Annotated in this window: 15 protein-coding genes; 8 read left to right on the forward strand and 7 right to left on the reverse strand. The window is 39.7% G+C overall.

From position 1 onward, the window contains the following. Window positions 1-8: 8 nt before the first annotated feature. Genes NXS00_RS19335 through NXS00_RS19345 form a run of 3 tightly spaced genes read right to left on the reverse strand, consistent with a single transcriptional unit; the run spans window position 9 to window position 6,049 of the window. Complete coding sequence (locus tag NXS00_RS19335) at window positions 9-1,751, reverse strand: ATP-binding protein (protein WP_258100913.1); 1,743 nt, start codon at window positions 1,749-1,751, stop codon at window positions 9-11. A gap of 55 nt (window positions 1,752-1,806) precedes the next feature. After that, window positions 1,807-3,537 (reverse strand): ATP-binding protein, encoded by a 1,731-nt coding sequence (locus NXS00_RS19340; protein WP_258100914.1) that lies wholly within the window; start codon window positions 3,535-3,537, stop codon window positions 1,807-1,809. A gap of 58 nt (window positions 3,538-3,595) precedes the next feature. After that, window positions 3,596-6,049 (reverse strand): zinc-dependent metalloprotease, encoded by a 2,454-nt coding sequence (locus NXS00_RS19345; protein WP_258100915.1) that lies wholly within the window; start codon window positions 6,047-6,049, stop codon window positions 3,596-3,598. A gap of 221 nt (window positions 6,050-6,270) precedes the next feature. On the opposite strand from NXS00_RS19345, the gene NXS00_RS19350 reads away from it, so the two are divergent. After that, complete coding sequence (locus NXS00_RS19350; RefSeq protein WP_258100916.1) at window positions 6,271-7,944, forward strand: FAD-dependent oxidoreductase; 1,674 nt, start codon at window positions 6,271-6,273, stop codon at window positions 7,942-7,944. 140 nt (window positions 7,945-8,084) lie between these two features. Here the strand turns inward: NXS00_RS19350 and NXS00_RS19355 are convergent, their stop codons facing one another. The 4 genes from NXS00_RS19355 to NXS00_RS19370 form a co-directional block, all read right to left on the reverse strand. Then, entirely contained in the window at window positions 8,085-9,167 is a 1,083-nt protein-coding gene (locus NXS00_RS19355) for an alkaline phosphatase family protein (protein WP_258100917.1), read from the reverse strand. Between the two features lie 130 nt (window positions 9,168-9,297). Next, window positions 9,298-10,695 carry a dihydrolipoyl dehydrogenase gene (gene lpdA, locus NXS00_RS19360; RefSeq protein ID WP_258100918.1) on the reverse strand — a complete coding sequence of 466 codons (1,398 nt, stop codon included), beginning with the start codon at window positions 10,693-10,695 and terminating at the stop codon, window positions 9,298-9,300. 67 nt (window positions 10,696-10,762) lie between these two features. Further along, window positions 10,763-12,307, reverse strand: a complete 1,545-nt coding sequence (odhB, locus tag NXS00_RS19365; protein WP_258100919.1) for a 2-oxoglutarate dehydrogenase complex dihydrolipoyllysine-residue succinyltransferase — start codon at window positions 12,305-12,307, stop codon at window positions 10,763-10,765. Window positions 12,308-12,317: 10 nt separating this feature from the next. Next, window positions 12,318-15,032, reverse strand: coding sequence for a 2-oxoglutarate dehydrogenase E1 component (locus NXS00_RS19370; protein WP_258100920.1), 2,715 nt, complete (start codon window positions 15,030-15,032; stop codon window positions 12,318-12,320). 210 nt (window positions 15,033-15,242) lie between these two features. Between NXS00_RS19370 and NXS00_RS19375 the strand changes: the two genes are divergently transcribed. The 7 genes from NXS00_RS19375 (at window position 15,243) to NXS00_RS19405 (ending at window position 19,859) form a co-directional block, all read left to right on the forward strand. Continuing rightward, the gene (locus NXS00_RS19375) at window positions 15,243-15,839 is read left to right on the forward strand and encodes a 30S ribosomal protein S16 (RefSeq protein ID WP_258100921.1); all 597 of its coding nucleotides are present in this window, start codon (window positions 15,243-15,245) and stop codon (window positions 15,837-15,839) included. 12 nt (window positions 15,840-15,851) lie between these two features. Beyond that, on the forward strand, window positions 15,852-16,385 hold the full coding sequence (gene rimM / locus NXS00_RS19380) for a ribosome maturation factor RimM (RefSeq protein WP_258100922.1): 534 nt from the start codon (window positions 15,852-15,854) through the stop codon (window positions 16,383-16,385). Beyond that, complete coding sequence (gene trmD, locus NXS00_RS19385) at window positions 16,382-17,056, forward strand: tRNA (guanosine(37)-N1)-methyltransferase TrmD (RefSeq protein ID WP_258100923.1); 675 nt, start codon at window positions 16,382-16,384, stop codon at window positions 17,054-17,056. The genes rimM and trmD overlap by 4 nt, the downstream gene beginning before the upstream one ends. A 111-nt stretch (window positions 17,057-17,167) precedes the next feature. Further along, window positions 17,168-17,845 (forward strand): hypothetical protein, encoded by a 678-nt coding sequence (locus tag NXS00_RS19390; protein WP_258100924.1) that lies wholly within the window; start codon window positions 17,168-17,170, stop codon window positions 17,843-17,845. A gap of 234 nt (window positions 17,846-18,079) precedes the next feature. Next, complete coding sequence (locus NXS00_RS19395; RefSeq protein WP_258100925.1) at window positions 18,080-18,469, forward strand: hypothetical protein; 390 nt, start codon at window positions 18,080-18,082, stop codon at window positions 18,467-18,469. An 8-nt stretch (window positions 18,470-18,477) separates the two neighbouring features. Beyond that, window positions 18,478-19,239: a sensor histidine kinase gene (locus NXS00_RS19400; RefSeq protein WP_258100926.1), complete on the forward strand. Its 762-nt coding sequence runs from the start codon at window positions 18,478-18,480 to the stop codon at window positions 19,237-19,239. Continuing rightward, window positions 19,236-19,859 (forward strand): response regulator transcription factor, encoded by a 624-nt coding sequence (locus NXS00_RS19405; protein ID WP_258100927.1) that lies wholly within the window; start codon window positions 19,236-19,238, stop codon window positions 19,857-19,859. The genes NXS00_RS19400 and NXS00_RS19405 overlap by 4 nt, the downstream gene beginning before the upstream one ends. The last annotated feature ends 10 nt before the right edge of the window (window positions 19,860-19,869 follow it).

Raw genomic sequence — 19,869 nt, forward strand, 5'->3', positions numbered from 1 at the left:
TTGGTGATTTAATTGGAAAATTTAAGGGAGAATTCGGTACCGACACCTAGTTCACTAGAAACTTCGATAAACCCTCCTACTTTCTCGATTAACTCCTTACATATAATAAGGCCTAACCCAGAACCTTTTTCATTATTGGTACCGTTAGTTGTTTTATTTGTAGAAATATCAAAAAGTGTCTTCAACTTCTCGCTACTCATACCGACACCCGTATCCTTAATTTTGAGAATAGTTGCAGACTGCTCATGATCCAATCTAACCTGAACAGTACCTCCTTTTGGAGTGAACTTAATGGCATTCTGAATCAAATTCCTTAAAGTAATATCGACAAACCTCTCATCACTCTTGATGTAAGAATGTTTATCCACGTGATTCGCTAATGCAATTCCTTTTTCAATAGCGAGTGGTTCTAGTAACCGGATACTTTGGTCAATTAACGACCCAACTTCAATTTCAGAAATATCAGGATCTGCATTTTCCAATTGTGATCTAGACCATACCAGTAGATTATCCAGTAATGTAGCGCTATTAGAAAGTTGTGACTCCACACCTCCTAATGCTTCTTTTAATTCTTCTGAAACATCAAACTCATCGATGTAATAAAAGAATCCTCGCAGTGAACTGATTGGACTTCTCAAATCATGACTGATTACGGAAAATATCTTGTCTTTGGTATTGTTTGCTTTAACTAATTCAACCTTTTGATCTGCAATCTCTTCATTTTGTGACTTCAGCTTTTCATTATATCGGGTAATCTTTCGGTTGTGTCTAGTGATCAAAAGTGTTAGTATGACAAAAAAAGAAACAATTAAGACTCCAAAAATTATCCAAAATTGCTGACGGGCTTCCAACTTCTCACGCTCCACTTTTTCTTCATGAACCCTCATATCTGAAAGCTGCTTATCCTTCTCTAACAATTGAAGCGCCAACTCACGCTTAGATAGTTTGCTGTTCAAGTATTGATTGATTGAATCCTTTTCATCAATCTCTTCATACAACTCAAGCTGCTGTCTTAATGCTTCAATCTCCTGCTGAGCTTTTTCTATTTCAAGTAATTCTTTGGCTCCTTTTTCAACCTGAAGTTCCTGATTGATCTCTGCAATTTTTCTTTTGTTAATGTCTTCATGGAATGATCGATACAACTCGAAATACTTTAGAGATTTTTCTACGTCACCTTTCTTTTCATAAGTTTCAGAGAGCATCCCGTATACACTCCGCATTTGTTCTTCATCAAATAACTCCCGAGCTATGTCCAATGCTTCCATTAAATGATCAATGGATTCATCATAACGCTCCAAATTATTTAAAACTACCGAGAGGTTTATAGATGCTGAGATGACTCCAATAGACTCTTTATTTGATTTTCTTGATGCGAGTGTTTTTGTAAAACTATCCAATGACTCATCAAACCTTTCCAAGTCTGCATAAAGCATTCCCAGATTGTTATGAATCATAGCGATACCATTTTCATTACCTACTTGTTCATTAAATGCTAATGACCTTTCGTAATAATCTGCCGCCGTAGCGTAATGATTATTATTCCAATAGACAAATGCCACTTGATTCAGAGCTTCGGAAGCTCCTCGCCAATCTTTGAGTTCTGATAAATATTCGTACTTCTCAAGACTTTTTATGACAATTCCAGAATCACTCTTGGATAAGGGGTGCTCCTGTGAGTATCCTATTAAAGGAATGATTAACAGAAATAGAAAGACTATCCGAATTAAAAAACGTTGTAAATGGGAATGCATGGATATTCAGTCTTCAAGACTTAAAACCTAAGTGTTGTTTGAATAAATTTACGTTCTACTTCTTGAATTTCAATGAGAATTCCGTTCCTTCACCTGGCTCACTCGAAACTTCAATATGACCACCTACTTTCTCAATTAATTCTTTACAGATAATCAATCCTAACCCAGAACCCTTTTCATTATTGGTACCGTCAGTTGTTTTGTTAGTAGTGATATCAAACAAAGTCTTCACTTTTTCAGAAGTCATACCAACACCATTGTCAGATACTTTCAAGTAGGAAGCTTTTCCATTGTGAACCATATCTACTTTAACTGTACCACCCTTCGGGGTAAACTTAATCGCGTTTTGCATCAAGTTTCTTACCACAATGCTAACCATCTGAGGATCGCTGTTAATTTTATCCGATGATGCCACTGAATTATCCAAGGTTACTCCTTTAGAAGTAGCCATTTGTTGCAGCAACCTCATGTTATGATCAACAAGATCGGCCGGTGGGAATTCCTGAATTGTTGGCTCATCTGTTTCCAATTGTGACCTTGACCAAACTAATAAGTTATCTAGCAAAGTGGCACTGTTGGTAAGCTGTGATTCTACGCTACTCAAGGCTGCCTTCAGATCATCAGGAATTTCGAATTCATCAATAGCCATGAAAAACCCTTGAAGGGATGTAATCGGACTTCTCAAATCATGAGAAATTACCGAGAACATTCTGTCCTTGGTATGGTTAGCTACTTCTAGTTCTTTGGTCTTTTTCTCTAGAGATTCGTTAATGGCAGCAAGTTTCTCATTATGCCTTTTGGTACGTTGCTGACCCATCCAAATCAGAACAGCAATAATTAAAACAGCGACAATTGTTACCAAAAGAATATTCCGTAGTTGCTTTTTTTGCACAGTCAAACGGTCATTTGCAAGCGCTTGATTTGCTGCTTTAGCTTCAGCTAATTCCTTTTCGTTCTCAAGAAGTTTACGACTCATCTCGGCCGCTGTAAGACTGGTATTCAAACTTTCGTTCAAAGAATCTCTCACCAGAATTTGTTCATCCTTCTCATACAATTCGAGTTTCTGCTTAAGAAGTTCATTCTCCTTTTGTGCTTTTTCCGCAATTAGGATTTGCTTTTGTAGCCTTTCTTCTTCTAGCTCGGTTTGTACATTGGCAATTTGCTCTCGATTAATCTTTTCATGGAACGTTTTGTATAACTCGAAATACTCCAACGATTTATCTACATCGCCCATTTTTTCATACGTTTCAGAGAGCATGCCATACACACTGCGCATACGTTCTTCATCGTAACTTTCTCTAGCCAAATCATTGGCTTCAGTTAAATATTCAATGGACTTGTTATAGCTACCAAGGTTGTTATGAACTACAGACAAATTAATCAATGCAGAAATGATCCCCTCTGTCTCTTTTTCTGATCTTCTAGCGGCGAGTGTTTCGGTGAATTTTTGAAGCGATTCGTTATACCTTCCCAAATCAGAATACAACATTCCTAAATTGTTGTTGATCATGGCAATGCCATTCTCATTTCCAATTCGCTTGTTGAAGGAAAGTGATAACTCGTAATAGGATGCGGCTTGAGCATAATGGTTGTTATTCCAATACACAAATGCAACATCATTTAAAGCTTCCGATGCTCCTCGGAGATCATTGTCCGCTTTAAGTCTTTCATATTTCGCAAGACTCTTCACTACAATACCAGAATCACTTCTGGACAGTGGATGTTCTTGCGCGTTAATAGTCAATGCCCAAAAAAGGCATGCAACCAAAACAGTTAGTCTAGCCATAACGTGACTAATGTAATTAATTGCATGCCTAAACATCAAATTTTTTAGGTGAACTGGCCTATTTAGGGTCTAAAACTTGGTTTATCCTCTTTAATAAGTCTTCAAGATGATATTTTGACACGGTATCTGACTGTCTAGAAATACCTCGTGACACTTCCGTTTTAAGTGACTTTAGAGTACCTAAAGCTAAAGAAGGAATGTCCGTAGTTCTTACATCTTCGTCTTCAGTATTCACCAACTCTTCCATCGTATCAACAAATGCCTTTTGAAGGTTTCTTCTGTAGGTATCTATTTTTTGACCAGATCTTAGCTCTGAATAAATTCCTTTGCGAAGGTCATCAAACAATGCTGATGCAGTGTATGCATCCTTACCATTTAGCACCTCGTTTTCGATCATTCGCTTCAAACGGTCATCGTCCATCAATCGGCTTAATGTTCTTGTTTGCAATGACTTAATTCGATCAACAATACCGTCTTGTTCTATTCTACCCAATATTTGCGGATCAACGAGCCATTCTGGAGTAGCAAACAGTTGCTCATTAAAAAACTTAACTGCACGTTTTTGCTTGTCTAAACTCACATGTGTATAAACCAAACCTTCTTGTTCTGAAGTCTTGAAATTCTCATATACACCACCAACATTGGCAGCTACGTGTCCGAGGTATCTGTTATACTGACCAACAATGTTGTTATAAAGTTCTTGCAAGTCATCATAGTCTTTACCTTCCTCAGTTCCCCACTCGATCAATTTATCTTTGATACGCTTCAGGTTTCTAATTCCAAGCTCTGATGCTATCATGCTATCATCCCCAAGGTCTTCAGTTTGAGCACTTGGATCAACTACTCCACCTCTTTGTCTTCCATATCTATAAAGAGGATTACCTGCTTTCTCAAGAATCCAGGCATTCAAAGTAGTTTCCTCCTCTTCTGCGGATTCTACATTGGCAATTGGGTGGTAGCCATAGTAAATCGCCCAATCATCATACTCTCCAATACCAGGATAGAAACTTGTCACGCCATCTTCTGGCTGTGCTACATAGTTGAATCGTGCATAATCCATAATGGATGGAGCCGTTCCGTGAGTAGCAGTAAATGAAGGAGATCTCAATGAATCAACAGGATACCCTACTGAAGATCCCATGTTGTGAGGCAAACCTAATGTATGTCCTACTTCGTGAGCCGCCACAAAACGGATCAACTCTCCCATAACCTCATCTTCAAACTTCACACCTCTTGCTGTTTCATTAATTGCTGCGGTCTGTACGAAATACCAGTTTCTCAAAAGGTTCATCACATTGTGATACCAAAGAATATCACTTTCTAGAATTTCTCCTGTTCTTGGATCATGAACATGAGGACCTTGAGCGTTTTGAATATCTGTAGCGATATATCTGATGACAGAATAACGTACATCTTCTGGACTCCAATCAGGATCCTCCTCTGGTGTTGGTGCATCTTTTGCGATGATCGCATTTTTCAAACCAGCTTTTTCGAATGAACGCTGCCAGTCTTCAACACCTCGCTTGATGAATGGTCTCCACTTTTCTGGTGTAGCTGGATCAATGTAATACACGATTGGTTTAACAGGCTCCACTGCCTCACCTCTATTGAAGGCATCCCAATCACTTGGCTCCAATCTCCAACGAGTGATAAATCTATTTCTTGCAGCTCTTTGCTCATCCAATGAATAGTCTAGCTGACTTAACGAAAAATACCCAACTCGATCATCATGATTTCTTGGTACCATCGGATCTGCAGGTAACAAAATAAAAGATTGGTTCATTCCGATAGATAAGGCACCAGTTAATTGATTGTCTGGAAGGTCAGATCCCTTATAGGTTAATACGTGTCTTACTTCTACATTTTCTGGAAATGCTTTCACCCAGTCAATCATTGATCTACTTTTATCAACAGAAGAAACTTTAAAGCTCTTTCTCTGATAGTCATACAACGCACCAATCATTGGCACATCAGTAGTAAAGAAGTCTTCTATATTGATCACATAAGAAGCAGAGTCTTTTCCTTGTGCTTCAATTTTGAACGAATGAATAACAGGCTCGAAATTGTTATTCACAACAGACTTGTAAATTGGATCTTCTTCGCTCGCCACTGAATTGTAGCTCACAGATCTGATAATAATGTTATTGTCCTTTTTCTGGAAACGAATTACTTGCTGTGGTCTGGACTTCATACCAGCTCCACCAAAATTTAATCCTTTTACGTGACCTGAAATTCTAGACACTACAAGAATTTCCTTTTCTAAAATATCTGTAGGCAATTCGAAGTAATACTTATCATCAACCTTATGGAAGGTGAATAGACCTTCATCCGATTCTGCTTTATCAGTAATTACTTCTGAATAAGGTTTGTAAGGACCTTTTTCTTTCTTTTTAGGTTGCTCAGCAGCAGCTTTTTTCTTCTTTTTCCCGAAGAGCTGCGCATGAGAAGGTGTGGTCACAATCGAGAAAGCCAGGATGGCCATCAACCCAATTGCTTTGGTGTTTACTCTCATTCTATCCTCTATTATAGTTTTTACTTGCCAACTAAAGTATAACAGCAAATTTTTAATAGCGGATCAAAATCCACAGACGGCCGATAACTCTTTTAAACTCATCGAAAATGACCTATGTAGCTCCGAGGTTGACTTAAGTCAACGATTTGAGTCACCTATGTTACAGTTGCCTGTTCGTATGATATAGACATTTGCTTTCTCACAATAAGGGGAAAATTAGCATGAGAAAACCAAGAATCATCATCATAGGAGGCCTTTCTGCTGGACCATCAGCCGCAGCAAAAGCAAGACGAGTAAATGAAAACGCTGAAATTATTCTGTTTGAAAAAACGGCTCACATAAGTTACGCTACTTGTGGTATTCCATATGCGCTTTCTGGTAAGATCCAGTCTCGAGACAAATTAATCGTAGTTCAACCGGATCAATTAGTGAAACGATTTGACATAGATCTTCATTTGAATGAGCCTGTCACAGACATTGATCCGAATGCTCACATGGTTTATACCCACAAAGGTGCTTATCAATATGACAAACTAATCTTCGCTACTGGTGGACGAGCCATTTTACCTCATATTGAAGGAATAGAGGAATACAATAATTGGGCTCACGCTAAAACACTGGAAGATTTTGATAAGATCATGAAACAAGATGTGGTCGCTAAATCGGATCATATCACCATCATAGGCGCAGGATTGATCGGATTAGAAAATGCTGAAAACCTGGTGAAAATCGGCAAAAAAGTAACTGTAATTGAGTTAGGAGATCACGTACTAGCTAATTGGGATGCCAAGTTTGCTACTATGGCAGAGAAAGTGTTAATAGATAACGGAATTGACCTTCGATTGAAAACGAGTGTTGTTGGTGTAGATGCTACGACCAATGAATTGATTCTGAACACAGGTGAACGACTATATACTGATTATACGCTAATAGGAATAAGTATCCGTCCTAACACAGAAATGCTTACTAGCAAAGGAGCTGAACACTTACCTAATGGCGCGCTTATTGTCAATGAGAAAATGGAAACTTCCATTGAAGACGTTTATGCTGCAGGAGACTGTGCCAGTATTCCTCATAAACTAACTGGAGAATCTGGCTGGTTCCCAATGGGCACGCATTCCAACAAAGGCGGAAGAACAGCAGGAGCCAATGCAGTAGGCGGTGAAAGTGCTTTTGATGGAGGTTATGGAACTGCCATTATGAAATTGTTTGATTTCACCATCGCCAGAACTGGAATGGGACCCAAAGAGCTCAAGCGAAAAGGTATCAATTTTAAGTCTTCATTTTCCATTTCCGGAACGACACCTGGCTTTTATCCAGATCAGAAAGACTTATTCCTGGAAATCTATTTTGATCCAGAAACTAAAGTATTGCTAGGCGCTGAACTTATGGGTGAGCGAGGAGTAGATAAGCGAGTAGATGTACTCTCTACCGCGATTTATGCCAAACTAACTATTGATGACCTTCCAAAATTGGATTTAGCCTATGCTCCTCCATTCTCTCCTGCGAAAGACCCTGTAATCGTAGCAGGTTTTGTAGCAGGGAATTCCATAACTGAAGGCTATCAAGAAGTTTCTGTTACCGAAGCAGATGAAATTTTCTCCAACCCTAATATTTCTAACTACATCATATTGGACGTGAGAAATCCTTCTGAAATTCACAAAAATGGCTTGATTGAAGACTCCATCAATATTCCACTAGATGACTTGAGAGATCGGTTAAGCGAATTGAATAAGCACAAACACATATTCGTGTATTGTGCGAAAGGGCTGAGAGGCTACCTATCAAGTCTTATATTGCTACATCATGGCTTTGAAAATGTGAGCAATATTGGAGGTGGCTTCACTGCCTGGGATAAAATTATTCAGAAGTCCGTTTCCCTCGAACTAGATTGATTCAACAGAGGCTGTCTCAAAAACTGTCATTTCGACTTAGGAGAAATCTTTCTCAAACATTAGAATAATAAAATCGAAAAAATGAGATTTCCGATTACCTCTAAATGACCATTAAAAGATCCTTTTGAGACAGTTTCATTTTACTTCTTAAAGACTGAAGGTATTGACTCTCCTGCTTTTGATTGATTGTATGAAACACCCAGAGCCTCTGCAACTGTAGCAGCAACTTGATTTTGATAGAGCTGAGCGTTTGTTTTTACCTCACCTAAAGCCGGCACATTAGGCCCCATAGCCATGAACCAAATCTGACTGGATTCTGGCGTGCCTTCTCCATGATATCGCCACGCATCTTTTGGCACCGTTCCTCTGCCATGATCTGTGGTTATGATTAACGTCGTTTGATCTTTATAAAACGGATCACTTTGGACATAGGCCCAGAGCTTAGCGATGTAGTCATCAGTTTGCCTGGCGGATTTTAAATAATGATCGTATTTACCATCATGAGCATAATCATCGGTCTCACCATAGGCGATGTACATCAACTTTGGCTTTTTACTCTTCAAACATTCCATCGCATAATGATGTGTGAAGACATCTAAACGAACATTGCCCCATGGACCAATTACTTCATCCTGGAGTTCATTCAAGAATCGTTCTCTTTCAGTAAGACTCTCATTTGCCTTTTCAAATCCAGCATTCACTGGCACTCCTGATCGTTCTTCATTGATGATAAACGGAAACACATCCCAGGAACCAAAAGCAAACACCTTATTTTCAAATCCGTTCTGTTTATTCACATATTCTAGCAGCGTTTCATTTGGGTTGAGGATTTTATCGTTGCTTCGAATGTTTTCATCATCTGCAAAACCTGTCAATATTTCATTATAGCCCGGATATGAGAAACGCATTTGATTGCTACAATCCACTTTATTGCCAAGTTCACGATTCCCGTAAATCTGACCTTGTTCAACCAAAGTTGACCAAACGAACGGCATCAGAATTTCTCGACGTTGCAGCGGATCGTTCGTCCAAAACTCTTTAGCTAAATCATCTAGATGCTCCGTGTATCCAGAATCACCCACCAATGATGAATCAGCTCCTGTGAATAATTCTTGCCACCTCAAACCATCTAATGTAATCCAAATGACTTTGGGTGATTTCTTCTGCGCAAAGACTTGCAACGAAAGCAATAAGAAGAATCCAAGCGTAAGTTTTTTAATCATGGCAAGCGAGTAGAGTTAAGGTCAAAAAAAATGCTATCACTGACTAATAGAAGTCAATAATAGCATTCTTTAAGTTTATTATTATCAATTGAGGTGTTAGGATATCATTATTATCCGTTGTTCCTCAACATTAAATATGCAATGGTCTATTATCTGTAGCTGCCAAACATGCTTCTTTCACCGCTTCCATATAGGTAGGGTGAGCGTGTGACATTCTAGAAATGTCTTCAGCTGATGCTCTGAATTCCATAGCAGTTACTCCTGCAGCAATCATATCTGCTGCTCTTGCTCCGATGATGTGAATTCCAAGAATTTCATCGGTCTGCTGATCAGCCAATACTTTCACTAAACCGTCCAGATCCATACTTGCTCTAGCTCTACCAAGTGCTTTGTATGGGAACTTACCAGTTTTAAACTTCACTCCTTTTTCTTTCAGCTGCTCTTCAGTGAATCCTACACTCGCAACTTCTGGCCAGGTATAAACCACACCAGGAATCAAGTTATAATTGATATGTGGCTTTTGTCCTGCCATTTGCTCAGCAACAAACACACCTTCTTCCTCCGCTTTGTGGGCCAACATGGCTCCTTTTACTACATCACCAATTGCCCAAATGTCATCAACGCTGGTTTTCAAGTGGTCATCTACTTCGATTTGACCTCTCTCAGTCGTTTTGATACCCACATTTTCAAGTCCAAGGCCTTCAGTGTATGGCTTTCTACCTATAGAGACTAAACAATAGTCACCTTTCAATTCGACAGTTTCACCTTTCTTATCTTCTGCCTTTACAATCACTTCTTTTCCCTTAGCCTCAACAGCTGTCACTTTGTGACTTGTAAAAATGTCGAAACCAAGTTTCTTTAAGGACTTCTGAAGCTCTTTCCCCAGGGTTCCATCCATTGACGGAATCAAGTTATCCAGGTACTCAACAACAGAAACTTTAGCACCTAAACGCGCATAAACAGAACCAAGCTCCATACCAATTACACCACCACCGATTACGATCATGTGTTTTGGCACTTCCTTCAGTTCCAATGCTTCTGTACTCGTGATCACACGTCTCTTATCCAATTTGATGAATGGAAGAGATGCAGGCTTAGATCCAGTCGCTATAATAATTTTCTCAGAAGTGATTTCTTTCTTTCCTTCATCAGAAGTGATCACCACAGTGTTTTTGTCTTTGAAAGATCCAACACCTTGATGCACATCGATTTTGTTCTTTTTCATCAAGAACGAAATTCCTTCCACGTTTTGCTTCACCACATCTGCTTTGCGAGCAATCATCTGCGTAATGTTCACTTTTGGTTTAGGAATATCAATCCCATGCTCCTTAAAAGTATGCTCCGCATTGTGAAAATGCTCTGAAGAATCCAATAATGCTTTTGACGGAATACATCCTACATTAAGACATGTTCCTCCAAGAGTGGGGTATTTCTCTATGATTGCGGTTTTGAAACCCAATTGCGCCGCACGAATCGCAGCAACATATCCACCAGGTCCAGAACCAATGACTGTTACATCGTAATCCATTTGTGTAGTATTTATAAAAACTCAGCACCTGGTGTTGGTGCTGAGTTTATTGTTGTTATCTAAAAAATTATACGCCAAGTAAGATTCTAGTAGGATCTTCTAAAAGCTCTTTTACTCTTACAAGGAAGCTAACTGATTCTCTACCATCAATTACTCTGTGGTCATAAGAAAGTGCTACATACATGATTGGTCTAATCACGATCTCACCATTCTCAACTACCGGACGCTCTACGATATTATGCATACCCAAGATTGCTGACTGTGGAGCGTTTATGATTGGAGTAGAAAGCATCGACCCGAAAATACCTCCGTTTGTGATCGTGAAAGTACCACCTTGCATTTCGTCAATACTCAATTTACCATCTCTTGCTCTTGTCGCTAATCTGATGATCTCTTTCTCTACCTGATCGAAGCTCAATTGCTCTGCGTTTCTAATCACTGGAACCACCAAACCTTTAGGAGTAGATACCGCGATAGATACATCACAGTAATCGTGGAATACCATTTCCTCACCATCAATAGCTGCTCCAACTGCTGGCCAATCTTGCAATGCCATACAAACAGCCTTAGTGAAGAATGACATAAATCCAAGACCTACCTCATGCTTATCCTTGAAGCTTTCTTTATACTTCTTACGGATATCCATGATTGGCTGCATGTTCACCTCATTGAAAGTGGTCAACATCGCAGTTTCGTTCTTCACAGATACTAAACGCTTAGAAATAGTCTTTCTCAATGAAGACATTTTCTCACGTTTCTGCTCTCTGCTAACACCTGTGCTAAACGTTGGTGCTTCAAATGCTGGTTTGGAAGGCTTAGGTTCTGCCTGAGGAGCAGCTTTTGGAGCCGCTGGTTTAGGGGCAGACTTCTGAGCATTCATCGCATCTTCTTTGGTGATACGACCATCTTTTCCAGAACCAGAAACATCAGATGCTGAAATTCCTTTTTCTTGAAGAATCTTAGCAGCTGCAGGAGACGCATGTCCAGTTGCATATGTTTCATTAGAACTAGATGATGCAGAAGAAGTAGAGGCAGATCCAGCATCTGAAGAACTGGCACTGCTTGAAGAAGATCCTCCTTCAGCAACCTCGATCTTGCAGATCAATGCACCAATCTCTAATGTTTCACCTTCCGCAGCGATAATCTCAAGCTTACCGCTCGCCTCTGCAGTTAATTCGAAAGTTGCTTTATCTGACTCGATTTCAGCAATTACCTCATCCAACTCAACCATATCGCCAGAAGCTTTGGTCCAGTTAGAAATGGTCACCTCATTGATAGACTCACCAACAGCTGGCACATGCATTTCTAGCACTTCACCCGTTGGTTTTGCCTCTTTTGGCTCTTCTTTTACTTCTGGTTCAGCTGATTGCTCAGCCTTTGACTCATCTATTTCGCACAGCAAACCGCCAATTTCTAAAGTATCGCCCTCTTGAGCTTTAATTTTCAATTGACCAGCCGCTTCTGCTGTTACTTCAAATGTTGCTTTGTCAGACTCCAATTCGCAAATGACTTCATCCATTTCTACTATGTCGCCATCTTGCTTCATCCATTGTGCGATTGTTACCTCGGAGATCGATTCGCCTACCGTAGGAACTTTCATTTCAAGGCTCATAATTGTCTGTTTATAATTCGAATGCTTTTTTAACTATTTCTGCTTGTTCCTCTTTGTGAACTTTTGAATAACCTGTTGCAGGAGAAGCTGATGCTTTTCTGGAAATCAAAGTAAGATCTAGTCCAGATACTCTAAGCATGAAGCCCCATGCACCCATGTTCTCAGGCTCTTCCTGTACCCATACAATTTTAGGGTTGTTATATTTCTTCAGTATTGCCTCAAGTTGTTTTTTCGGATAAGGATACAATTGCTCTAGTCTAACGACAGCAATATCCTTGATCTTTTTCTTCTGCTGCTCTTCCTGAAGATCGAAGTATACTTTACCAGTACACAACAACACTTTCTTCACGTTTTTATTGGTCACATAGTCGTCACCAATTACCTCCTGGAAGTTTCCTTTCTCGAATTCCGCAATTGGAGAAGCTACTTTAGGATGTCTCAGCAATGACTTAGGTGAGAATACCACACATGGCTTTCTATATTCCCAGGTCAATTGTCTTCTCAACAAGTGGAAGAAGTTTGATGGAGTAGTGATATCCGCTACAATCATATTTTCCTGAGCAGTCATCTGAAGGAAACGTTCCATTCTAGCACTAGAGTGCTCTGGACCCTGACCTTCATAACCGTGAGGAAGTAGCATCACCAAACCATTCATTCGTTGCCACTTAGTCTCAGCACTTGTAATGAATTGGTCAATCATTACCTGTGCACCATTAGAGAAATCCCCGAACTGTGCTTCCCAGATAACCAATGCATTTGGTGTAGCCATGGCATAACCGTATTCGAAACCTAATACCGCATACTCTGAAAGCAACGAGTTATAGATTCTGAATGGTTCCTGATCTTCCTGGATGTGATCCAAATTACAGTATGGCTCATTGGTATTTGAGTCAAACAAGTAAGAGTGTCTATGAGAGAAAGTTCCTCTCTTCACATCCTGACCTGACATTCTAACGATTTTACCTTCAGCAAGCAATGAACCGTAAGCAAGCAATTCAGCATCTGCCCAGTTCAACACCTTATCATCATAGAAATGAGCTTTGCGCTCTTTCAACAATTTATCAATCTGACGAAGTGGCTTGAACCCTTTAGGAATGGTTGTTAAAGCTTTCGCTACTTTATCCAAAGTCTCTTTAGATATCGATGTATCAGGAGATTTGTCAAAATCTTCAATTTTCGATCTTCTTAAGAACTTCCACTCCTCTTCAATTTTCTGTGGCTTATATGGAAGAGGCTTTTGCTTCACCTCATCCAAACGCTCTTGAAGTTGCTGTTTGAAATCTTTATCTAATTGCTCAGCTTCTTTCTTATCGATATCTCCGCGCTCAGTCAATGTCTGCACGTAGATCTCTCTAGGATTGCTATGCTTCGCAATGAGGTTGTAAAGTTTTGGCTGAGTGAATTTAGGCTCATCACTTTCATTGTGTCCATGTCTTCTGTAGCACAACAAATCGATGAAGAAGTCCTTTTTCCACTTCTGACGATATTCGATTGCTAAATTAGCAGCAAAGTTTACCGCTTCAGGATCGTCACCATTTACGTGAAGCACTGGAGCATCTACAATCTTCGCTAAGTCAGTACAGTAGATACTTGATCTAGCATCATCATAGTCTGTAGTGAACCCAACCTGGTTATTGATCACAAAGTGAATGGTACCACCTGTTCTATATCCAGGAAGTAAGGACATTTGAATACACTCGTAAACAAGACCCTGACCAGCTACCGCTGCATCTCCATGTATCAATATTGGAATAGCCTTGCTAGAATCTCCACGGTATTCATCATCTATTTGAGCTCTAGTATATCCTAGAACAACTGGATCTACCGCCTCGAGGTGAGATGGGTTTGGAGCCAGCTTCACATATATTTTTTTATCACCGATTTGAATGTGGCTATTGTAGCCCAAGTGATACTTTACATCACCGTCACCCATTGTAAGATCCGGATCGGTACTTCCTTCAAATTCCGCAAAGATCTCTTCGTAAGTTTTACCCATGATGTTGGCCAAAACATTGAGACGACCTCTGTGCGCCATACCTATCACCACTTCTTCCACTCCCATTTCAGAAGACTTCCTGATGATCTTATCAAGAGCAGGAATGGTATTTTCACCACCTTCAAGGGAGAATCGTTTCTGACCTAAGAATTTGGTATGAAGGAAATTTTCGAATACTACCGCTTCATTCAGCTTTTGCAGCATTCTTTTCTTTTCCGCATTCGATGGATCGATGTTAGCTCCTTCGGTTTCCACCTTCTGCTTCATCCAATCGAAAATCTCCGAATTTCTTAAATGATTGTATTCATACCCGATATGCCCGAGGTATACTTTATCTAGTCTATCGATAATTGTCTTCAGACTAGCTCTTCCAAGTCCTATTTCAGAACCAACTTCAAATTCCTCTTTGAGGTCTTTCTCTGTCAATCCGAAATTCTCAAGATTCAAGCGAACATTGTGCTGACGTCTTTGTCTTACAGGGTTTGTATCAGACTTCAGGTGTGCTCTGGACCTGTGCGCATAAATAAGGTTTCTTACCTTAATTTCATTGGAACCCTCCAACCCTTCGGTTGGTGCTCCATTTTCTCCATACTTCTGTAAAGAGAACTCATATCCTTCAAAAAATTTTTGCCAAGTTTCATCTACACTTGATGGATCTTCCTTGAAAGACTGGTATAACTCGTCGATGTACCCCACATCGGCATTGGATATGTATGAGTATTTGTCCATTTTATGGGCGTAAAACGCTTTTTGTCTATTGGACAACAAATATATGTAGACATTGTTTATTATCTAAATCGCCTATCCGCTTTAACGAATATCAAAGCCTAACTATCTGTTTTTCAGCGTACCTTTCAAAAAATCAAAATATCACTTATCTTTGCGGTCCTTTTATAAATAAATCTTTGAATGGACGAGTTCCATAACTAAAAGAAAATTATGCCTGTAAAAATCAGACTAGCGCGTCGAGGACGCAAAAAGCAAGCTATGTACGATGTAGTAATAGCTGACTCAAGAGCACCACGTGATGGTAAATTCATTGAGAAAATCGGAACATACAATCCGAATACTGATCCAGCAACTATCTCTTTGAACGAAGAGAAAGCGTTTGACTGGGTAATGAAAGGAGCGCAACCTACTGACACAGTAAAAGCGATGCTTTCTTACAGAGGTATACTTCTTAAGAAACACCTTCAGATTGGTGTAAACAAAGGAGCTTTGACTCAAGAGCAAGCTGACGAGAAATTTGCAGCTTGGTTACAAGACAAAGAAGGTAAAATCCAAGGAAAAATGGATAAGCTATCTGCTGATAAAGCTGCAGAAGCTAAGTCTAGACTTGAAGCAGAGAAGAAAGTTGCAGCTGCTAGAGCTGAAGCTATCGCTGCTAGAAAGAAAGCTGCTGACGAAGCACTTGCTGCTGAAGTAGCTGAAGCTGGTGCTTCTGAAGAAGAAAAAGCTTTAGAAGAAGAAGGACAAGATGCAGTAGCTGATGCTGAAGCAAAAGCTGATGAGTCTTCTGAAGAAAACAAAGACTAATAAGGAGTAACAATGGGTTTTGATGAGTGCTACCAACTTGGTAATGTGGTCAAGACCCATGGTCTTCGCGGAGAGGTTGTAATATTTCTAGACGTAGATCACCCTGAATTGTATCAAGAAATGGAATCAGTGCTCGTTGATATGAACGGGAAACTGGTTCCATTTTTTATTGAATACCTCCAATTCAATGGAGATCGTGCTATTACGGCTTTCGAAGACATTGAAAACATAGATGATGCCAAGCAATTGGTTGGCAAAAACCTATTCCTCCCCTTAAAAAGCCTCCCAGAGTTACCAGATAGCGGATACTACTTCCATCAATTGGTGGATATGGACTTCTACAACGGAGACCAACTACTGGGCAAAGTAACTGGCGTTTATGAAATGCCTACCAATCACCTTATCTGTGTAGACCATAATGGAGCAGAAGTACTGGTACCTGCCGAAGATGAAATTGTTAAAGAAGTAGATCTTTCCAATAAAATCATCAAGGCAGAATTACCAGAAGGACTTTTGGACATCTATTTAGACAACTCAGAATCATGAGATTAGACATCATCACTTGTTTGCCAGAGTTGTTTGATGGACCAATCAATCAAAGTATAGTTAAACGCGCGCAGCAGAAAGGTTTGGTAGAGATCCATGTACACAACCTGCGAGACTACTCTACTAACAAACACAAGAATGTGGATGATTATGCATTCGGCGGTGGTGCCGGCATGGTGCTAATGATTGAACCGATCGATGCATGTATCTCTAAACTCAAATCTGAAAGAGAATACCAGGAAGTCATCTACCTCACGCCTGATGGTGAAACACTCAATCAAGGAATAGCGAATGGCTTATCCATGAATGAAAACATGATCTTACTCTGCGGACATTACAAAGGTGTAGATCAGCGAGTACGAGATCATTTTGTCACAAGAGAAATCAGCATTGGAGATTATGTACTGTCTGGTGGTGAGCTTGCCGCAATGGTGCTCGCAGATTCTTTAATACGATTAGTCCCTGGCGTGTTGAATGATGAGTCATCTGCCCTGACAGACTCCTTCCAGGACAACCTTCTTGCACCCCCGGTCTATACGCGCCCTGCTGAATACAAAGGCTGGAGTGTTCCTGATGTTTTAACCTCTGGCCATGAGGCCAACATTGAAAAATGGCGTCATGATGAAGCCGTAAAACGCACTCAAGAAAGACGTCCGGATCTATTGACCTAATCAGGATACCTCCTTTTAGGTATTTACAATTCCCCCTATTTGTTAGATTTTTGGTTTAACGGTTTTGAGCCGTATATTCAATTACCTGTTACACCTTAAATACCTAGCAAAATGAAAAATTTAATATTGGCAGCTTCTTTGATCCTGGTCATGGGGTCATGTGTCTTAAAATCAGATTATGACGCACTAAAAAGCCAAGCCGACTCATTAACCACCGCCTTAAAAAACAATAAAGATGCATTTGGATTAGAAGCCCCTACTGAAGACCAAATTACCCTTAAGGCTAAGGCTGAAGAGTTACTCAAGAAAAAGCCTGATGTATCAAGAGGTCAAGGTTCAAGAATTTCAAGAGTAGTGGCCGAAAGGCATATTAACGACTTCAAGAGTATAAGAAAAAGTCTTGACCCTTGTCTGACATCTATTGATCTGGTTATGTCATCGTCCTATTCGTTTGGACTTGATGAGATAAAGTCCCTCATTGATGATATTGAGAAGTTGAACAGAACTTTTAGTGGAACATATTCAGGAGACAAAGAACTTACAGGAATCAGAGTCCATATGGGTAAAAGCATGATAAACGTTCCGAATCCAGAGGGCGATTCATCAACTGTTTTTTATATCGATGCTTTTATTACACCTGTTGATAAGAAAGGTAGGCATATCTTCACTGATGGTGCTATTGCCTATAGTAATATTCCTGACCCTAACTCAACTCGATCCAATACTCTTTCTTCTCCAGGTTCTGGATCACTCAATGAATCAAACCCATGCCCTGATGTTTGTCCCTGATAATTTATGATAAAGTTTTTTGTTTATCTATCCATATTTTCAGCAGTTATTCCCCTTGCTACGGGAATAACTGCTTTTAATAAAATAACACGAAATCCTTCTTTATTAATTATATGGCTTTTGATTATCGTCTCATTTTTCACAGACATCACATCCAATATGTTAGCACGCGTATACGGTTTCAACTATTGGATTATTAACATCTATTTTCTAATAGAATTAGTTCTATTAATAATGTTTTACTTCTTAACTCTTCCTTTCAAAAAAGCAGTGATCTTTCTAGGTTCAATCCTATTCATAATTTTATGTATTCAGCTAGTTGATGAAGGAGTTCATACAAGGCCAAATGAATATTTGATTGCTAATAAAATGTCTCAAATTTCTTTTAGTCTTTTTTTCTTTTACGTGTTATTCGAACGTGGTACAGAAGTATTTATTGACAAGTCACCTTTATTCTGGATTAACACAGGTATCCTATTTTATTTCGCTGGGAGTTTATTTACTACTGTAATGGCATCAGAAATTCTTTCCGGCCCAATGCCTTGGCTCTTCCACAACATCGCAAACACAATGAAAAACACTCTTATTGCAATCGGTTTATGGAAAGCGAGACAAACAACATAAACTCCGAAATGGTATTGATCATAGGCACATGCGGAATGTTGTTACTTACAACCGCCATTGTGATGTTTATCTACCTATACCAACGCAAACTGATCAAGCAAAAACTGAAGTATCAAGAAATAGAAGACCTCCTAAAACAGCAAGAACTCAAATCCGCCTATGCTATGCTTGCTGGTCAAGAAAAAGCACACAAGCGAATAGCCCAGGAGCTACATGATAACTTGGGCAGTATCCTAGTTACTCTGAACATGTTCGCAGATTCACTTCAAAATAAAAAAGATCCTGAAGCTCTCAAGCAATTAGCAAGTCGAATTAGCGAAGTAGCTCAGCAAGCCAATGAAACCACTAGGCAAATCTCACATAGCCTGGACTCTGGAGTGTTAAAGCACTTTGGCTTAGAAATAGCCGTGAAAGAATTGATGACGGCTCTGGGGGAATCAGGCTCACTTCATGTTGAGAATCATATTCAAATAACCACACAGCTAGATAGTGAGCTAAGTATGAACATTTACCGAATCATACAAGAGTTGGTAAACAATACTTTGAAGCATTCTCACGCCTCCAAAATCACTTTAGAGCTCAATCAAATCAAAGATCACCTTAGTCTCATCTATTATGACAATGGAGTTGGTTTTAATAAAGAAGAGATAGAGCCAGGACTGGGACTGAAAAACCTGGAATCTCGTGTTGACAACTTAGATGGCACAATTACCATAGATAGCCAACCAAACAAAGGCACCACCACTATTATAGACGTACCTGTATTATGAGAGACATTAAAATCCTTTTAGCCGATGATCATGCAATCGTCATGGAAGGCATCAAGGAAGTTCTAAGTGCTGATGAGGAAATTTCTGTCGTTGGCACTGTGGCCAATGGCGAGGAAGTCATTCGATTTATCAGAAGAAATCCTAACAGTGTAGATGTGGTGGTTCTGGACATTAATATGCCAGTAATGGACGGAATCAGCTGCTCGCGTCAGTTGAAAAAAGAATTTCCAGAATTGAAAATCATCATCCTCACTATGTACGCGCAAAAGTCCTTTGTAGAAGAAATAGTCAAGCTAGGCATAGATGGATGCTTATTAAAGAACAATACCGGTAAAGAACTTATAGATGCTGTACTCAGGGTGATGAGTGGCAAACAATATTATGATCGCATTGGCACGTTCAACTCTGACGAAGAGGAAGTCACTCAGTACAAGTTGAGTGAACGTGAGCTGGAAATCATTAAATTGCTATCCGAAGGAATGACAAGTGGAGAAATCGCAGAAAAACTTTTCCTTTCCGGGCATACGGTGAAAACGCATCGCAAGAACATCCTTCGAAAACTCAATGTAAGTAACAGTTCACAGGCTGTTCAATTCTGCCTGAGCAACCAATTGATTTAGTGTTCGATAT

Origin of the sequence: Marinoscillum pacificum (assembly GCF_024714495.1) — a bacterium.
GTDB lineage: Bacteria > Bacteroidota > Bacteroidia > Cytophagales > Cyclobacteriaceae > Marinoscillum > Marinoscillum pacificum.